Here is a 17,877-nt window from a genome sequence, read left to right as displayed (position 1 = left end):
CCCAGATAAATACAAAGGGGCTAAAACAAGCGTTTAAATACCATCAACCATCTTGATCCATTTGTTTTTTAGGTAAACGAAACGGTTCAAAGCCTTGCTGATCGTTCTCATGAAACACAGCTTTCTTACGAGACGTCGGCTTCTTCTGGGTTTTCGGTGCTTTTTTCTTAATGGAAGCTTTCGGTTTAGCATCTTTCTGAGGTGCGCGCTTTTGCGTAATACCCGTAAACGTTGGCTCCAACCCTTCTATCGTCGACGTTGGCAACGTACGCTTCAAGTACTCTTCTACTTCTTTAAAGTTAAACCAGTCTTTGGGGCCGACTAGAGAAATCGCATCTCCCTTAAAGCCTGCTCGCCCTGTTCGCCCTGTTCGATGCACAAATTCTTCTGCAGGCTTTGGTATATCGAAGTTAAACACATGAGAAACACTAGCAATATCTAGGCCACGCGACGCTAAATCGGTACTGACTAAGACATTAAACTTGCCACGGGAAAAATCGTCCATCACTTTAGAACGACCACTTTGGCTCATATCGCCGTTTAAGCTGCCCGTTGTCAAACCCCACGTGCTCAAAAGCTCCGCTAAACGGACGGTATCTTGCTTGGTTGCAGTAAACACGATCGCTTGTTTTATAGTCAGAGTATCAAAAAAGTGATGCAGCAAGGCCTGCTTATGATCTAGGTGATCACACAAGTAAACATGCTGTTTAATGTCTAAATGCTCATCTTGACCATGTCCAACCGCCACACGAACAGGCTCGCGTAGTAACTCTTGAGCCATTTCATTTACTTCAGTGTCTTCCAATGTGGCAGAGAAAAACAAAGTCTGACGACGACGATGGTTAGCAGCGTTATTAATCGCACGAAGATCTGCGGCAAAGCCAAGGTCTAGCATACGATCCGCTTCATCTAAAATAAGCATTTCCAAACCTTCTAAAAAGACATTGCGCTGCTTTAGATGGTCGGCCATACGGCCCGGCGTAGCGACCACAAAATGAGGGTCTTTTTGAAAGTTTTTGTGCTGGTCGTTAAAGTTTTCACCACCCAACACCAAGATTGAGCTGTAACGAGTGCCTGCGATTAAAGTGCGCAAGGTAGCAAACACCTGTTTTGCTAACTCACGCGTTGGCACAAGAATCAACACTCGCGGATCACGGTTAACCAGTGCTCGACGCGTATATAATCGCTGAATTGCAGGTAACAGGTAAGCCAGTGTTTTACCTGAGCCAGTCTTCGATGATGCCAACAAGTCTTTACCCGTCATCGCCTCTGGAATTGCACGCGCTTGAATTTCTGTGGCGTGCTCATAGCCAAAGTGACTAAAAGAGTTTATTAATCGGCTATCTAAATCAAACTCAGAAAATAACAATCGCTTCACCTTATAAAAGTAATTTTTCGGATGCGCATTATAGCGTAGGCGGCCTCTTTTCGGACACCACAAATACGCTACATTTCGTGAAAAGTTCCAATCGTGTAAGCCTTACCAGCGCTTATCAATTGTACTAACTGAGTATCGCCATCATTTACCACCGACGCTTGCTCAACTAGCTGGTAAAACACATTACGATGAAAACTTGCCCACATACCATGCCGAACAGACACATAAGGCAAAAGCGCATCATCGTATTCAAACAATGCCACATCAGCATCCACACCAAGGGTTAATACATCATTTGTCTTTGTATAAAAACAACATACTGGCTGACCGTGTTCATCAACACTTTCTTCATAACGAACGACCTGAAACGGTGCATCTTCTACCTCTATTTGAACCTTTTCAGACGGGGTAACAAGAAAGTAATCCTCACCTTCTCGCCATAAAATACGACTAAATAAGGTCACCATTTTATCGCGCTTGATCACTTGGCCTTCATGCACCCATTCGCCATTAGCTTTAATAACCATATCCATCGTACCGCAGTACTCTGGATGCCACTTGTCCACGGGAGGGTATCCGTCTTCCAATGTTATTGGGTCTAAATTGATAGGGGGCATGAAACATTCCTAGACAGCAGATTAACGAAATTCAATTTAACTACAATATAATTCAACGTCCAAAAGAGATCTTGAATTAGATTCACTGTTACACTACACAGCATAGAGACTTCACTTACAGCATAGCTGATATAACTATTTTAAAAAGAGCCCCCAATGACGACTGAATTAGCACGAAAATTTCAAGACCCAAATCGTGGGGTTTATTTTATCGGCACAACACCGCCGAAAAATACAATCAACGACGATGAACAGCTTAACCAAATCGGCCAAAAACTTTTGGACCGCCTAGGCCAAATTGAAGTAGATGGCTTAATCGTATACGACATCCAAGACGAGAGCAGCCGCATTTCAAAGCCGCGTCCATTTCCATACATGGAAACTCACAATCCTTTAGATTGGTCGAAGCGCTTACAAACACTTGCTATTAAGCCTGTGATTACCTACAAAAGCGTGTCATCTCGTAGCACTGAAGAGTTTAATCAGTGGCTAGATTCTGCTTGGGATGAGTACGGTATTCGTGACATCGTTTTGGTCGGCGCCCCCTCATCAGACGGTCAAATCGTATTACCTCTTGCGAAGGCCTACGAAACATTGGCCAACAGCCAACATGACTTCAATTTGGGTGGCGTTACGATTGCAGAGCGTCATGCAGCGAAAGGCAATGAGCATACTCGATTGATCAACAAAACCGTTGCCGGTTGTGATTTCTTTGTTTCTCAAGCGGTCTACAACCCGCAAGCAACTGTTGATATGCTAAGCCAATACGCTCGCACTTGTCGTGACAACGGCGAAGAACCAAAGCGGGTGATTCTGACCTTTACGCCTTGCGGTAGCATCAAGACATTAGAGTTTATGGAATGGCTAGGCATTTCAGTGCCTGACGCAACGAAGCACCGTATTTTGGATGCCGAGTTACCATTAGATGAGTCGATCAAGATCTGTCGCTCGGCATTAGAGCAGATCATTGAAGTGGCATTACCTCTCGGTATTCCGCTAGGTCTAAACATCGAAAGTTTGACCAACCGCAAGGAAGAAATCGACGCGTCCATCAACCTTTACAAGCTACTTAAGGCCACACTAGACCTTAAGCTTGCGGAACAAAATCTAGCCTAAATTAGAAGGTTTGATCACTTGTTGCAGTTGAGCTATGACCTGCTCGGCTGCAATCAGCGTCATAGCGTTAGGATCATGCACTCTTGACGCCCAAGGCAACTCCCCTACAGGCTTACCGTATTCTTTCTCTGCGCAGGATTCGTACACACTGACGACCTTATCTAAATCATTATAGGGGCCAGTGCGCATGGGATTAGAATGCGCATACAAACCAATCACGGTTGTACCAACCAACGTTGCCATATGAGCAGGCCCAGTATCCGGGCTGACAACACACTCCGCATCAGCCAACACCCTCAACATTTGCGGTAATGAGGTTCGCCCAACTAGATTCACTACACCCTCTTGCAGCAAGGATTGCGCTAGCCTTTTTTCTGAATCACTAGGGCCTCCGGTCAAAACCACTTGTATCCCTTGCTCTTGCAACCAATCGATCACTGATTTATAGCCATCTAGCGTCCAATTACGTTCCGCTTTGGAGGCGCTTGGGTTAATCACGACATAAGGACTTTTCAAAGCCGCAGGCTGCTTAGCTAACGTCAGTGGCAAAGGTAACGTAACCTCATGAACATCTAACTTAGCTGTTAACGTTAAGAATGAGTCCAACACATGAGGAGAACGAGGCACAACACCAAATTCATTGACAAACCAATGCTGTTTTTCACGGGAATAGGCTTTATGAAAGCCTATTTTTCGGGTCGCTTTTAGCATTTTCGTTAACAAACTGGCTCTTAGAGACCATTGCATATGCAGCAATACATCAAACTTAGTCGTCACCAAAGACCGACGTAAAGCAAGCATGCCTTTTATACCAGATCGTTTTTCGTATACTCGCACGTCAATATTAGGTAACAAACGCACCAGCTGCGCTTCCAGGGGACCTGTAATCCAAGTAATCCTAGCTTTGGGATAACGCTTTTGAAGCGCGGCGACCACCGCCATAGCATGACAAACATCCCCAAGTGCTGAGAGGCGTACCACAGCGATATTCTGAATTGTCTGATCCATTTGTTCCTCTGGGGCTGCTTATATATGAGAACTATTATAAAATAGCCGTGCTCAAAATGACGCTTTTATTGCGTCATCTCATTCATTTTTTTAGATTATTTACATGCCAAGCATTCACCCGACCGCAAGTAGCGACATTGTTTTTATCAGCCCCAATTACAAAGGGGTCACCAAGGATTGGTTCCAACCCGAGTACTGGCAAGCACAAGGCAAACTTACCCATACTGCAACAGGGCGTGGTACCGTTTGGTTTTTAGACACTCCGCAAGGCGCAGCTGTTTTGCGCCAGTATCGGCGCGGTGGACTGATCGCAAAGTTTAATAAATTTAAATTCTTAGCTCAGCCAATGGAGCAAACTCGCGCCTTTAAGGAACTCGCTTTGCTGGAAACGCTGCAGCAATTTGACCTCCCTACTCCGACACCTATTGCCGGGATGGTGCGCAGAGAAGGCGTGTTTTACCAAGCGTGGCTGCTTACAAAAGTGATCCCTAAAGCCCAAGACTTATTTGAGATATTACAACAACACACTTTAAGCATGGACACTTGGCGCCAAATTGGTCGCACCATCAAACGCTTCCATGATAAAAACGTCTATCACAGTGACCTGAACTGTCACAACATCATGCTTGATCAGGATAAAAAGGTATGGCTGATCGATTTTGATAAATGCGCGATAAAGAGCAATCAAGGCCGCTGGAAAAAAGACAACCTAGAGCGCTTACACCGCTCATTTGAAAAAGAACTAAACAAACTCAATCGCTTCGAGTTCTCAACTCAAGCTTGGCAACATTTATTAGACGGGTATCATAATAGCCAGTCTTAATAAAATGAAAAAAGCTTTGCTGGGCAACCAACAAAGCTTTTTTCATTATTCATCACACTACTTAACGTTAGCGATTTTCTAAGCGATTGTAATCTAAGATGCCGCTCGACAAAGGCTTCATCGCTTTATTTAAACGCGCAATTTCATCGCTGGTCGCCCAAAATTCACTGCTGGTTCGGCGTACACCAAATTGATTCAACAACTCTGCATAGTCCTTTTCCGAGCGAAGTTCTTTAACCATCCCAACAAAAGTTGGTATGTCTTGCTCACGCATTTTTAACAACACATTTGGATAATCTCCAACAATACCTCGCGCTACGATTAACGTGTCTTCCTCTGGTAAAAGAGTCGATTCTTCATCCAACAAACTGGTGATACTTGAATGGGCTCGATTATGAATAATGGTTGCCAATTCCGCTGGCTGATCGCCTCGTGTAATCATCAACATTGCAAGCTCTGGAAACACGGACGCACTTTTTCCTTGCAATGCTTGTAAGCTCAGTAACATTTCTTGAGAATCAGCGCTTAACGCGGACTGGGACAATTCGTGCCGACGACTTAATACCGGAGCTAAACGCTCTTTGATTAAAGCAAACAACTCTTCGTTATGGTGATCGGTTTGATAATCGACCGCTGACGCCACATCAATTTTCAATAAGTCACTGAAAATATAATCTTTGATTGTCTGATCGGCATCGCGATACCAGTATTCTCGAACCGCGGCGCGCTCATCTCGTGGCAAGAACATCAAGAAATTCATCTCGCCTTCCATACGGAGAAAATCCATATAGAGGCGTGTCACTAACTGATGCCCAACGTTACCGAAGACATCAAAACCCGCCACCAATAGATAGTGAATACGCTCTAGCAGTGGATAATCAATCACCCATGCTGTCTTAGGCGAAGGTCCTACCAAACCTTTTTCTACCGTAGCATTATCAAAATGACGCATCACGGTCAGCGCAGCATTAGGGTTCCGTCCTTCACCGTCCCAAATCATTGATGTGGTGAACTCCATCCCTTCTTGACCCATGTTATCAATCAGTTGCGCTTTTGAAGAAAGATAATCCTTCTGCTTTTCTGAGTATTTAATCCAGGTTGAAATCGGCAGCACATTATTGCTTAGCGAAGCAGGCAGGCCCAGCGATGTCGCATTTTGTCGTAAGAAGTCACTACCGATGTTATGTAATTCGAACTCTGGATCAACAAAATAAACCCAGAACTGCTCATTGATTACGTTAACGGCGACCTGACCTCGACAGACAGGCCCTTTGATAAAGGCCATAATGGTATTTTGCGCATGATCTAACAAAAACCGATAACGACTGTTTGCTGGGATTTGCTCAAACGCCTTAAATGGATTGCTGGCAATTTCAACGTCATAACCTGGAAGTTCAGTCACGTCATATTTTTCGCCGTAGAACCAAGCAGACCAACGTTTATAACGAGCCTCATCCAGATGCATCGGAATAAAGGTTTTCTGTACACGACTCTCTGGGTCCAACCAAAGTCGGTAGTACACTCTGTCCACGCTGGGATCTTCATAAGGACGTCGAGTGCTAATACGCTTTATAGGTTCTCCAGGAGGCGTACTTGAGCGAATTAATTTGAACGTATAACGCGCTTCATCATCAAAATACAAACTGTAAAGATAGATGTGCTCAAAAATATAACGATTAACCAACTGCTCTTTCATTGAGTCGCCGTTAAAGCGACTTTCCCACGTCTGCACTTGCTGAGACACGCTTACAGGAACATTAGCAGTGGCATTCATCAGCGCACCTTTTGCTAGCCATGTTGTTAGTATGTCATATTCGCGATCATTTAACTCAGGCAAGCCATAAGGCATGCCCCATGTGGGATGCGATTGTTCGAAGTTGGAATACTCTTCAACCGCTGGACAAACTTGGTCACGATTTAAGGAGAAGTCGTACTCATCAGCAGGCAGGACATCAGTTTGGAAGGCACCTTGTTGACGACGTAATGCAATGGCTCGATACATTACACTGCCCTGCAAATTGGCTGCGGGGCTTTGCTCTCGTTCATTTAAGATGGGGTAAAATCCTTTCTCGCGCCACTCTTCAGTTGTTCGAGCATCTTCAAACAACCGTGTAGGCTTTAGAGCAAGAAGACGGTCACCTTCATAGACCCTTTCTTTGCTGCCGCCACGTTCAATGCCACTGAACGCCGTCAATTTAATTTGACAAGGAGCGTCATAACAGGCGTGGCAATTAATACAACGGCTTTCAAGAATCGGCTTAACTTGATCTTGGTAAAAATTATCCGGAATAGCCTTAGCCGTTACCTGACGGTTTTCAATATCAGCAGGACCAAACACGTCATCTAGATTATTGGTCGCATAGACGGCACAACCAGACAATACGACTAATAACAGCACTAAAGACCATCTCGAAATCAACTTCATCCACTCATCCTAACTCGTTCTTAAATTTTCTTTACGTTTAAACAAAACATTTGGTTTACCCTCTGTACAAAAACAAAAAAAGGGAAGCGAACTTCCCCCTTTTAATTAACGCCTTAACAAGAAAGCGTTATTTTGTTTCTTCTTCGTCATCAAACTCAACCAATTCATAAGCGTCTTCGCCCATGTCTTCGTTGGCCAGTAACAAGGCATCCTCATAGGAGCTACCGAATTCGATACGAGTAATGTCATATAGGTCATATTCGTAAGTCTCATCAAACCAACGCGCATCGGAACCAATTTCTTCCAATTCAAACGTCGTTGAGTCTGCACGAACCACGCGACCGATTTCACAGCCATCTGGATCGACTTCCTCACGATGAAGTGTCACTAAACCGTATTCTTCACTGACATCCATTAGCAAAACAGCCAAGTCCTCAAGCTCAACTTCAGGATCTTCAATGTCTTCCCCACGTAGCTCTAGGACACGCTTTTGGAAATCATTAAACGGTGCAGGATGCATAAAATCGCTAATGTCTTCCAAAAATAGAACTTGATACCCATTCAGGTGAACGCCGTCGTCCACTAACTGCATCAGTACCATTTCTTCGTTTGCCGCAATAATAAAACCGTCAGTCCAATTATCTGGTCCGTCGATTTCTTCGCGAAAGATACGTACGACATTCTTACGCGTTCGGGCTTTTTCCAATTCGATGAGCATAATGGCTCCTAAAGGACATCATTAAAAACAGTGGCTAGTTTAAACCTTGGCTAACAAAGGGACAACTCATTGCTGAAAATCATGCCAATTTTCAATCAAATCAATTAGATCATCTAACCCGCACTCGGATTCAACACCATCATTTGACGCTTGAAAGAAACCACTCTGAGTATCAAACATCGCTTTGATTTCGTCTTCAGCTTGGCTCATATCCACACGACGCTTAACAGCGACGCCTTCTGGACTGATCAGCACATGAAAAATGCCATGTTGAAACTCAGTAATTTCGTTATCCTTTTCAGCTAACGAAGCGGCCTGCCATACACGCTGCACCGCTTCTTTATCTTTTAGGTACTCGCTGACCCATTCAGCAATGGCGGCAAACTCTATTTCCGCGATCACGCGGTATGCGCCTTCTTCTTGATCAAATGCTATTTCATAATCCATAGAGCAATACCTCACCCTTTATCATCGCTAACTGGCGCACTGTCATGTTTATCTTGACGGTATTCCACATTTTTTTGTTGCTGTCGCTGTGGCACGGCGGCCGCAAGACGTGCTTTACGAGCCGCTTCTTTCGCCGCCTTCACTTGCTCAACTTTGACCCATTCTTGCGCCACCATGTCAGGCGTCTCCATAACATAGGGGCCGATAGCGCCGCTTCGAACATCGACAAGAAATACTTCGGCTGCTTTATGCATGTCGACTTTGCCGCCGGAACGCAACGCACCACGCTTAGAACCAATGATTTTCAACGTCTCGACAGCGTCAACAGGCGGAGATTTAAGCTTGTAGCGGGCCATCATGGCATCAGAGTAATCGGATATGAAGAAATTCAGGCCAACAATGGCTACATCTTCATAGTCAATCGCGGTATCACGCACCGCTCCAGTCACCGCAAGACGATAGCTGGCATCAGGGTTTTCAATTTTTGGCCACAAAATACCCGGAGTGTCTAAGATTTGAAAACCATCGCTGACACGCAACTTCTGCTGCGCTTTTGTCACAGCAGGCTCATTACCCACTTTAGCAACACGCTTACCCAGCAAAGCATTCATTAAACTGGACTTTCCGACATTGGGAATGCCTGCAATCATGGCACGAATCGGCTTTTCCGCCGAACCACGGTGCGGCACAAGCTTTTGCACCCAACCTGACAGTTTTGCTAAGTCGGCTTTATCCTGCGTACTAAATGGATAAGCAGTGATTTGGTCCGCTTCACGCCAGTGCTCTAACCATAGGTCGACGCGACTACGATCGGCTAAGTCTTTTTTATTCAACAAACGTAAAACCGGCACATCGCCACGCAATGTGGTTAACATTGGGTTTTGGCTCGAGTCTGGTATACGTGCATCCAAAACTTCGATGACCAGGTCTACTTGGGTCATGACCTCTTCGATTTCTCGTCGAGCCTTATTCATGTGCCCAGGGAACCATTGAACGCTCACGTTCTCACCTCTTTGTTACGATTCAAAAATTGGCGCGCAGTCTACCACAAAGTTTAGTGCACTACGGCAAAAACTCCGTACCGAACTTTAAAAACAAACCATTCGAGTGCAAGTCAAAGCAGAAAAGCCTTTTAAATCCTATCGACCCCTAAAGCTGACCTGCGTCAAAACACTAAAATCGCTCCCCCCCTATACTGCAAAACATCCAGAAACATCAGGTGTTTAGGCGCTTGAAGCTCTCTCTGGGTGTTCTCTCGATCGGGCTATCGCCCCTTAAGCCGCAGCGTCTTTTCGCTGCGGCTTTTCTTTTTCAAATCCCCTCTAAAACCCTTTTTTGTGCTTCGTTAATAACATCAGGATACAACCGATTAAACGGCACATGAGCTTGCTCTAGCAGCACATCCAATTCATCAATAAAGGGGGCCAAATAATGCCCCAATGTCCAGCGCTTCTGAATCGAATGGATTGCCCGCTCGACTCCCTCGTAAGTGCCCAGCTCTTTTAGCCAATTATAGTCTTCTAATGACGTAATCATGCGTTGCAAACGCTCAGGGCAATAGGCCTTATCGGCGATCAGAGCCAATACGGCCTCTGAAGCAAACGCATCAAACGGCTGTACGTCATAATCCGCCCAATGGCGAATCAGCCAATAGTCCATCGCAATATCTTGTACGATTCCAGCAAAACGTCGACGGCCTTGCCTTGGCATAGATTTAAAGCGATCGGATTCAGTGTGTGCGTCAACAAACGTGTCAACGGCTTGATGCAAACGCCAACCTTGCAATAGCTTTGGCGCACTAGGGTCTGGCTGCCACGGAAAATCCCCTAACAGGCTTCCGGCATAGGAAGTTTGGGTAATCTTGGCTAAATGGAGATGAGCAACGTAATTCACAACAAACTCTTACAAATTTTAATCAGCATACTTGCAACCTATAAATAGTGACGATCAATAAAATTTGCTAGACTGCAACAAATTTTAATCAATTGGATCATCTCTTGAACGCACCAACACCCATGCAGCTTTCTGAAACACTACCACCAAAACTTATCCAGCTTTTAGCGGATATGGGCATTCACTCCTTTACCCCTATCCAAGAGCAAGCTCTGCCTGACGTGCTAGATGGCAAAGACGTGATCGCACAAGCACAAACAGGTAGTGGTAAAACGCTGGCCTTTGCGATCGGCTTGGTGATGCAATTGAACCCGCGCTACTTTGGTTGCCAAAGTCTAGTGATGTGTCCAACACGTGAATTAGCCGACCAAGTTGCCAAAGAAATTCGCAAAGTGGCACGTTATTTAGAAAACATTAAAGTACTAACACTTTGCGGCGGCATGCCGTTTGGGCCACAAATCGCTTCCTTAGAACACGGTGCTCATATTGTAGTCGGTACTCCTGGACGCATTATGGAACATTTGCGCAAAGGCCATTTAGACCTAAGTGGCGTGAATAATCTCGTACTTGATGAAGCCGACCGCATGTTAGACATGGGCTTTATCGATAGTATTCGAGACATTGTTGAGATGACTCCTAAATCTCGTCAAACATTGCTCTTCTCTGCCACGTACAGTGACAACATCGCTAGTATTAGTAATGAGTTCCAACGTCAGCCTCGTTTCGTGAAAGTAGAAGTCGCAGAAGAAACGCGCCCAAACATTGATCAATACTTTGTTCGCGCAAACAACCCAGAAAAACCTAATCGTCTACTGGACACCTTAGCGCATTTTGAGCCGACTCAGGTCATTGTATTCTGTAACACAAAAGTAGAATGTGACGACGTTGCCGAGTGGCTAGTCGATCATGACATCAGTGCTTTAGCCATTCATGGTGATTTTGAACAAAAGCAACGTGACCAAGTGTTGGTGCGCTTTTCTAACAAAAGCTGTTCAGTATTAGTCGCTACCGATGTCGCCGCTCGTGGTATCGACGTAAAAGAAATCGATTTGATTATTAACTACGACACAACACGTGATACGGATGTGCATACACACCGAATCGGTCGTACGGGTCGCGCTGGTGCTGAAGGTATCGCCGTTAGCTTTATTACCGACCGAGATGATCGGAAATTGGCTGACATCGCAACACGTTTTAATATTGAACCCGAGTTTTTAGACTTGAAAACATGCCCAAGCAGCTATCAATTACAGCCTGAAGTGGCGACTATTTTGTTCGATGCAGGCAAGAAAAACAAACTACGCGCTGGCGACATTCTAGGCGCTTTAACCGCAGGCCTCGGCCTTGAGAAAAGTGCTGTCGGGAAAATTGATATCTTTGACTTTCAGGCCTATGTAGCGGTTGAAAAAGGCCAAGCCCGACAAATTGTGAAATCCCTTTCCGATAAAAAAATTAAGGGCCGCACCATTAAATCTCGCGTCCTTCGTTAATTATGGCTTGGTGTCAATGGTTGTACAGCGCGCGCACTCAATACCTTGGTTTTACTGTAGGTGCAGCAACGGTATTATTAGCAACACTGTTACCGGTTTCAGAGATCGCGACACCACCCGGTTCGGATAAATTACACCATGTACTGGGCTTCGCTTTCTGGGCAAGCCTCTGTGCATGGGGTTCGAGCCTCCGTTATTTTGTCTTCGCATCCATCATCATTGCCCTAGGTGGCGCCATCGAACTCATACAGCCCTTTGTTCACCGTCATGGAGAATGGAACGACTTCTGGGCCGATACCGCAGGCGTTGCTTTGGCTTCATTATTACACCTCGTTATCCGCCATGTTAAAAAGCGTGGTACAAATACTGCATAGTCTTACTTTGTATGTTCAGGCACACACTAGTCATGCTTGACCAATGCTTACAGAGGGAGATTTACAATGACCAGCTCTACAACCGCCCACACGCAGTTATTGCATTCACTGTTTGAAGCCGCATTGGATGTGGCACAACCTCATCGGTGTGTTCCAAGGCATATGCCATGCCCAGTAAAAGGCAAAACCATTGTCATTGGCGCCGGTAAAGCGTCCGCCGCCATGGCGCAAGCCTTTGAACAAAACTGGACAGGAGGCGAAGTCAGCGGTTTAGTCGTGACTCGTTATGGCTACGCTGTACCGTGTCAGCATATCGACATTGTGGAAGCCGCCCACCCTGTGCCGGATGCAAACGGCTTAACTGCCGCTCAAGATATCCTCCAAAGGGTCGCCAATTTAACCGAGGCCGATCAAGTTGTCGTGCTCATTTCTGGCGGTGGATCTGCCCTGTTACCTCTTCCCTACGATGAAATCAGTTTATCCGATAAACAGACAATTAACTCTGCGCTGCTTAAAAGTGGTGCAAACATCATAGAAATGAATACGGTGCGTCGCCACCTGTCACAAATTAAAGGAGGTCGTTTAGCCGCTGCTTGCTTTCCCGCAAAAGTCACCACTTTATTAATATCCGATGTCCCAGGAGACGATTTGTCATCGATTGCCTCAGGGCCAACGGTAGCCGACCACACCACCTGCCTAGACGCATTAGCTGTTATCGATAAATATCAAATCGACATTTCTAAAGCCGTACGTCAAAAGCTCGAACAAAGCGCCTACGAAAGCATCAAGCCCAACGATCCGCGCATCAAAAACACCGTTACTAAGCTCATCGCCACCCCCCAAATGGCGTTAGAAGCTGCGGCAAAGCGTGCCAAAGAATTGGGCATTCACAGCATGATTTTAGGGGACAGCATCGAGGGAGAAGCCAAAGAAGTAGGCAAAGTCATGGCCGGCATCACTCGCCAGGTACGTACCTTTGGCCAACCCATCAAGTCACCTTGTCTGTTATTGTCCGGAGGCGAGACGACTGTCACCATTAAAGGGGATGGCGTTGGTGGTCGAAATGTTGAGTTCCTTTTATCCCTTGCCATTGAGTTACAGGGGCAGCCTGGTATTTCAGCCATTGCCTGCGACACAGATGGTGTTGATGGCGGTGCAGAGATCGCTGGCGCCATGATTACGGAGCATTCTCTAGACGACGCCATCAGCAAAGGCATCAACGCTTCAAACTACTTAGCCAATAACGATGCACATAGCTTTTTTGAAAAAATAGGCCAATCTGTGATAACAGGACCGACTCTCACCAACGTGAACGACTTTCGCGCTATCTTCATCGATTCTCTGCCTGAGTAGCACTGCAATACCACGCACCAAGCATTTGAAGTTGGTTCATCGATTGTGTATAAACGATCGGTCAAAGTTTTAACCATTCATTTACATCTATCATCGAGGCCTCATGGCATACATCAAAGCATGGCGATCTGCTATCCTCCACTGCATCGAAAACCCTACTGACGTTGGCTCTGAGAAGGCCTTTGAATATTATCCAGATGGTATTCTAGTCGTAACTGATGGCATCATCAGTGCTCTTGGACATGCCTCGGAAATCCTTCTTGAGCTGCCCAATTCTATGGACATTGAGCATCATCCTGAGGCTTTGATCATTCCAGGCTTTATCGATACGCACATTCATTACCCGCAAAGCGACATGATTGCTTCGTACGGGGAACAGCTATTAGATTGGTTAAATCACTACACCTTCCCTGAAGAGAGTAAATTTTCAGACAAAGAGTATGCCCGTGACGTAGCAGACCGTTTCTTAAAAGAGCTCCTACGTAACGGTACAACGACGGCATTGGTATTTGGTACGGTACATAAACAATCAGTTGATGCATTTTTTGAAGCAACAGAGTCGCTCGATCTGCGCATGATCTGCGGAAAAGTCATGATGGACCGTCATGCACCGGATGACCTAACGGATACACCTGAAAGCAGCTATCAAGACTCCAAAGCATTGATCGAGACATGGCATGAGAAAGGTCGCTTACATTACGCTGTTACACCTCGCTTTGCCCCGACTTCAACATCAGAACAGCTGTCCGCCGCAGGAAAACTACTCACCGAATACGATAATCTTTACTTACACACCCACTTGTCGGAAAACATGCAAGAGTGTGAATGGGTACAGGCACTCTTCCCAGAGTCGAAACACTATTTAGATGTATACGACCAACATCAGCTTCTGAGTGAACGCTCCGTTTTTGCTCATGGCATTCACCTTTGTGACCATGAATATCAACGCCTGAGTGAAACCGGGTCGGCCGTTGCATTTTGTCCAACATCCAACTTATTCCTTGGTAGCGGATTATTCGATTTATCCAAGGCTGAGTTTCATAAACTGAATGTCGGCATGGGTACCGATGTGGGTGGCGGGACAAGCTTCTCTATGTTCAAAACGCTCAACGAAGCCTACAAAGTCATTCAGCTACAGGGACAGAACTTAGATCCAATAAAGTCTTTCTATTTAGCCACTCTAGGAGGTGCCAAAGCACTAAGACTGGAACATAAGGTAGGTAATTTGGCGGTCGGCACAGAAGCAGACTTTGTGATACTAGACAAAACTGCTACACCGTTAATCAAAACCCGCTTGGCGCGTTCTAAAGAGATTGCCGACACCTTGTTTGCATTGATGATTTTGGCTGATGATCGCGTCGTGAAGGCCACTTATTCAATGGGCAAGTGTGTTCACCGTAGAGAGGAATAATCACATTAGGCAACGCTAGGGATAGAGTCTCACTATCCCTGTTTTGCCTTCCATATCACCGACCATCCAAATTTTTTCAAACGGATGATTTTCTGGCACAGAGATATGGCCGATCAGACCTTTAATATCGGCCTTGGTCCATTGAGGGTGCGCGTTACGAATGACCAACCAAGTTCGGTCCGAGCTGTAGCGCTTACCCGCTTTATTCTCCAATATTCGATTCAGCGCTTTGAGCAAGCGTTCATCCACCTCTTGGTCAAGCGAATGAAGCTCACGCTTTGTTTGATCGGTTAAGTCTCGACCTAGAATGGCCATCGCTTCTGCTTCCGAACCATAAAGATGCGCGATTTCCAAATCCAGCTTTTCACCTTCAAGTACACATGACACATCTGGCCGCATAGGTTGATTATGCCAAATATGACGGATAGGCTTATGAGTGTTGGTTTCATACCAGCGCATAAATAACTTGGCTGCCTCGTGCTCCAACCTAATTTTCTCATGTTCACTACTATGACCTTGAGTGACTTCTAACATACTTACTCCTACCGAAGGTCAACACTGATCTCTTTATATCTATATTAGATGAGTTTAACGACTTCTCAACTTTCAAGGTATAAGCCAACCTAGGAGACACATCATATATAATTAGTATTTACAGACCATTCCATAAAAACAACGATTTAGACACAGCGACAATTAAATTCTTTAACAGAGGCTAAAACATGCGTAAAACAGATAAAAAGATCGAAAATGACATTCGTAACAGTCTCACTGAAGTATGTGATGAGTTACTTGAACTAAAAATGGGCTTTGAATGGATTACTCATTTAGTTGATTTTAAGCGTTTCCCCCAGAGCTTAAAAATAGTCTGTATCTTTACCGATGATGAAACAGAACAGGCCTTTTTGAGCAGTTCCCATTTTAATGGCCTTAAACACGATCTGCTCACTCGTTTTAAAGATATGGGCATATCGCTAAAGGACATTGATAAGCATCTTTTTCTTGATAATGAAGCGGCCTGTCTACGCACTCATGAGGGAAAATGGGGGGATCGACTCAGAGCGCAATAATTAATTTGCGCCATTTCATGACGGAAGTTTTATCTTCAAACACAACATTATGAACTCACAGTCAAATTGTACACTTTCTTTACAGTAATGTTTTTTTATCCCCATTCATAACATGTTTCTTGCGCTTAATTCTTTTTTAGCTGCTCTATTCTGAAAATGTTCTAGACAAAAACGCACACACTTACAGGAGAAAGGATTATGTTAGGCTGGTCGTTATTATTTTTAATTGTGGCATTGATTGCAGGCGCACTGGGTTTCACTTCTATTGCCGGTGCTAGTATCGGTATCGCTAAAATTTTATTCTTTGTGTTCTTGATCTTGATGATCGTATCTGCGGTACTGCATGTTGTAAGAGGCAAAAAGCCCTTGTAGAACCACTATTGTAGAACTGCTAAATCGCACACTAAAAAGCCCATGATTTTTTCAAATCATGGGCTTTTTTAATTAACGCTTTATTTGTCACTTTTGATCAAGCACATTCACGTAGGATAGAGTGACTTATAAATTCAAATAGCAAGGCAATGGATATGACTTTACGCAAGCGCTTCGGACTATTATCTCTCACACCGGCGGTGTTGCTCACTTTCACTGCAAATGGCTACGCTACTGAATGGAATGCATCATTAGGCGCGACAGGGTTATGGCAGCAAAGCCATGTTGTCGGCGAAGACGATCGTAAGAAAATTTTACCTTACATTAATCTAGCATACGAAAAATTCAGCGTTAGTACAGGTGGTATAGGGTTTACCCAACCGCTCAATGAGCGCAATAAAATCAGTGCTTTAGTTACTTTGCGCCACTCTCCGATCGATGTTGATGACAATAATGCATTGCGAAATTTTCGAGAGCGCGACAACGCAACGGAATTAACCCTAAAATGGTCAACGTCTTTATCATCCCTCAATATTGACTCCAGTCTTGCAACAGACATCAGTGACAAGCATCAAGGCTATGAAGCGAAAGTGAAATTGTCCAAATCCTTTAAAACTCAACTGGGTATGTTTATTCCTGCATTTGTAGTTGGCTATCAATCTGACAAACTTGTCGACTATTACTATGGCGTAAGCCAGCAAGAGTCTAGCAATGGATTTGCTGCCTACGAAGGTGATGATACGGTCATAAGCCGACTAGCATTAACGCATATCTTTCCGTTAGGCGATCATTGGCAAACCATCACCAATGTTGGCTACACTAATTTGGGCAGCGGCATTAAAGACAGCTCTATTGTAGAGCGCTCTGATATGTGGGGCGGGAGCTTAACAGTCGCTTATAAATTTTAATAGAATCAATGAATTGTCATGACATTGCTGTGTTGCATAAACGACTTTTGCTTTAGACTGCTAAGAACGCCATAACTGAGGTGCTTATGAAAAAACTGAAGAATGAAGCTCAACTCATTAAAAAAGCCATGCAAGTAGGCGAAACCTACGCACAGAATCGTGGTTACGCAGCTTTCTCTGCACAAACATCGGCTAATAAAAAAGTAGAATCGCTGTATCGTTTGCTGGTGCAAGATAAACTTGTGGTCGCTTTACCACCCGATAAAGAAGACCTACCAAGCATGAAACACAAGCTGGCTATTTGGATCGACAAAATGCTGCCAGAAGATCACCCTCTTAAAGCCACAGGTTAGATCACTTCACATTATACAAAGCAAAAAAATGGGCGATTAAAGGCTAATGCTGTTCACTTAAGCGAAACAGCATTACGAGATACTGGATACCTCGTCTTTGATTGCTTTACCATGCGGGGCC

Annotated in this window: 19 protein-coding genes; 10 read left to right on the top strand and 9 right to left on the bottom strand. The window is 44.9% G+C overall.

Translation table 11 applies throughout. The features are described 5' to 3' along the window. Window positions 1-43 precede the first annotated feature (43 nt). Together AYW76_RS11525 and AYW76_RS11520 are read right to left on the bottom strand one after the other, a co-directional pair. A complete protein-coding gene (locus AYW76_RS11525) occupies window positions 44-1,378 on the bottom strand; it encodes a DEAD/DEAH box helicase (protein WP_331709453.1) in 1,335 nt (444 codons plus the stop codon). Between the two features lie 68 nt (window positions 1,379-1,446). Then, a complete protein-coding gene (locus tag AYW76_RS11520) occupies window positions 1,447-1,995 on the bottom strand; it encodes a DUF1285 domain-containing protein (RefSeq protein ID WP_067220104.1) in 549 nt (182 codons plus the stop codon). A gap of 156 nt (window positions 1,996-2,151) precedes the next feature. Here AYW76_RS11520 and AYW76_RS11515 point away from each other — a divergent pair, with 156 nt between their 5' ends. Next, window positions 2,152-3,111, top strand: a complete 960-nt coding sequence (locus AYW76_RS11515; protein WP_067038773.1) for a methylenetetrahydrofolate reductase — start codon at window positions 2,152-2,154, stop codon at window positions 3,109-3,111. Here the strand turns inward: AYW76_RS11515 and AYW76_RS11510 are convergent. After that, a complete protein-coding gene (locus AYW76_RS11510; RefSeq protein ID WP_067220101.1) occupies window positions 3,103-4,119 on the bottom strand; it encodes a glycosyltransferase family 9 protein in 1,017 nt (338 codons plus the stop codon). The genes AYW76_RS11515 and AYW76_RS11510 overlap by 9 nt on opposite strands. A gap of 103 nt (window positions 4,120-4,222) precedes the next feature. On the opposite strand from AYW76_RS11510, the gene AYW76_RS11505 reads away from it, so the two are divergent. After that, on the top strand, window positions 4,223-4,942 hold the full coding sequence (locus AYW76_RS11505; RefSeq protein ID WP_067220097.1) for a 3-deoxy-D-manno-octulosonic acid kinase: 720 nt from the start codon (window positions 4,223-4,225) through the stop codon (window positions 4,940-4,942). Between the two features lie 67 nt (window positions 4,943-5,009). Here AYW76_RS11505 and AYW76_RS11500 read toward each other — a convergent pair whose 3' ends face one another. The 5 genes from AYW76_RS11500 to AYW76_RS11480 all read right to left on the bottom strand — a co-directional run bounded on the left by AYW76_RS11500 (window position 5,010) and on the right by AYW76_RS11480 (window position 10,425). Continuing rightward, window positions 5,010-7,367, bottom strand: a complete 2,358-nt coding sequence (locus AYW76_RS11500) for a fatty acid cis/trans isomerase (protein WP_067220094.1) — start codon at window positions 7,365-7,367, stop codon at window positions 5,010-5,012. A 127-nt stretch (window positions 7,368-7,494) separates the two neighbouring features. Continuing rightward, window positions 7,495-8,085 carry a hypothetical protein gene (locus tag AYW76_RS11495; protein WP_067038781.1) on the bottom strand — a complete coding sequence of 197 codons (591 nt, stop codon included), beginning with the start codon at window positions 8,083-8,085 and terminating at the stop codon, window positions 7,495-7,497. A 66-nt stretch (window positions 8,086-8,151) separates the two neighbouring features. Further along, the gene (locus AYW76_RS11490; protein ID WP_067038783.1) at window positions 8,152-8,532 is read right to left on the bottom strand and encodes a YacL family protein; all 381 of its coding nucleotides are present in this window, start codon (window positions 8,530-8,532) and stop codon (window positions 8,152-8,154) included. Window positions 8,533-8,543: 11 nt separating this feature from the next. Next, window positions 8,544-9,533 (bottom strand): ribosome biogenesis GTPase YlqF, encoded by a 990-nt coding sequence (gene ylqF, locus AYW76_RS11485; protein ID WP_067038785.1) that lies wholly within the window; start codon window positions 9,531-9,533, stop codon window positions 8,544-8,546. A 310-nt stretch (window positions 9,534-9,843) separates the two neighbouring features. Further along, window positions 9,844-10,425: an ACP phosphodiesterase gene (locus tag AYW76_RS11480; RefSeq protein ID WP_067220090.1), complete on the bottom strand. Its 582-nt coding sequence runs from the start codon at window positions 10,423-10,425 to the stop codon at window positions 9,844-9,846. Window positions 10,426-10,547: 122 nt separating this feature from the next. Here AYW76_RS11480 and dbpA point away from each other — a divergent pair, with 122 nt between their 5' ends. The 4 genes from dbpA to guaD all read left to right on the top strand — a co-directional run bounded on the left by dbpA (window position 10,548) and on the right by guaD (window position 15,053). Continuing rightward, window positions 10,548-11,915: an ATP-dependent RNA helicase DbpA gene (gene dbpA / locus AYW76_RS11475; protein ID WP_067220087.1), complete on the top strand. Its 1,368-nt coding sequence runs from the start codon at window positions 10,548-10,550 to the stop codon at window positions 11,913-11,915. Between the two features lie 20 nt (window positions 11,916-11,935). Beyond that, on the top strand, window positions 11,936-12,289 hold the full coding sequence (locus AYW76_RS11470; RefSeq protein ID WP_231872602.1) for a VanZ family protein: 354 nt from the start codon (window positions 11,936-11,938) through the stop codon (window positions 12,287-12,289). 66 nt (window positions 12,290-12,355) lie between these two features. Then, complete coding sequence (locus AYW76_RS11465; RefSeq protein ID WP_067220080.1) at window positions 12,356-13,642, top strand: glycerate kinase type-2 family protein; 1,287 nt, start codon at window positions 12,356-12,358, stop codon at window positions 13,640-13,642. Window positions 13,643-13,745: 103 nt separating this feature from the next. Beyond that, window positions 13,746-15,053 carry a guanine deaminase gene (guaD, locus tag AYW76_RS11460; RefSeq protein WP_067220076.1) on the top strand — a complete coding sequence of 436 codons (1,308 nt, stop codon included), beginning with the start codon at window positions 13,746-13,748 and terminating at the stop codon, window positions 15,051-15,053. Window positions 15,054-15,068: 15 nt separating this feature from the next. Here guaD and AYW76_RS11455 read toward each other — a convergent pair whose 3' ends face one another. After that, entirely contained in the window at window positions 15,069-15,587 is a 519-nt protein-coding gene (locus AYW76_RS11455) for a hypothetical protein (protein ID WP_067220073.1), read from the bottom strand. A gap of 188 nt (window positions 15,588-15,775) precedes the next feature. Here AYW76_RS11455 and AYW76_RS11450 point away from each other — a divergent pair, with 188 nt between their 5' ends. From AYW76_RS11450 to AYW76_RS11435, 4 genes are all read left to right on the top strand, one after another. Further along, window positions 15,776-16,123, top strand: a complete 348-nt coding sequence (locus AYW76_RS11450; protein WP_067220071.1) for a hypothetical protein — start codon at window positions 15,776-15,778, stop codon at window positions 16,121-16,123. 198 nt (window positions 16,124-16,321) lie between these two features. Continuing rightward, a complete protein-coding gene (locus AYW76_RS11445; RefSeq protein WP_067038801.1) occupies window positions 16,322-16,495 on the top strand; it encodes a DUF1328 domain-containing protein in 174 nt (57 codons plus the stop codon). 155 nt (window positions 16,496-16,650) lie between these two features. After that, window positions 16,651-17,403, top strand: a complete 753-nt coding sequence (locus AYW76_RS11440; protein WP_067220068.1) for a MipA/OmpV family protein — start codon at window positions 16,651-16,653, stop codon at window positions 17,401-17,403. 86 nt (window positions 17,404-17,489) lie between these two features. Further along, window positions 17,490-17,756, top strand: coding sequence for a DUF5062 family protein (locus AYW76_RS11435; RefSeq protein WP_067038806.1), 267 nt, complete (start codon window positions 17,490-17,492; stop codon window positions 17,754-17,756). Window positions 17,757-17,877: the final 121 nt, after the last annotated feature.

The sequence above is a fragment of the Marinomonas gallaica genome, from assembly GCF_001639745.1.
Classification (GTDB): Bacteria; Pseudomonadota; Gammaproteobacteria; order Pseudomonadales; family Marinomonadaceae; genus Marinomonas; species Marinomonas gallaica.
This window is presented reverse-complemented; position numbering and strand designations above follow the sequence as displayed.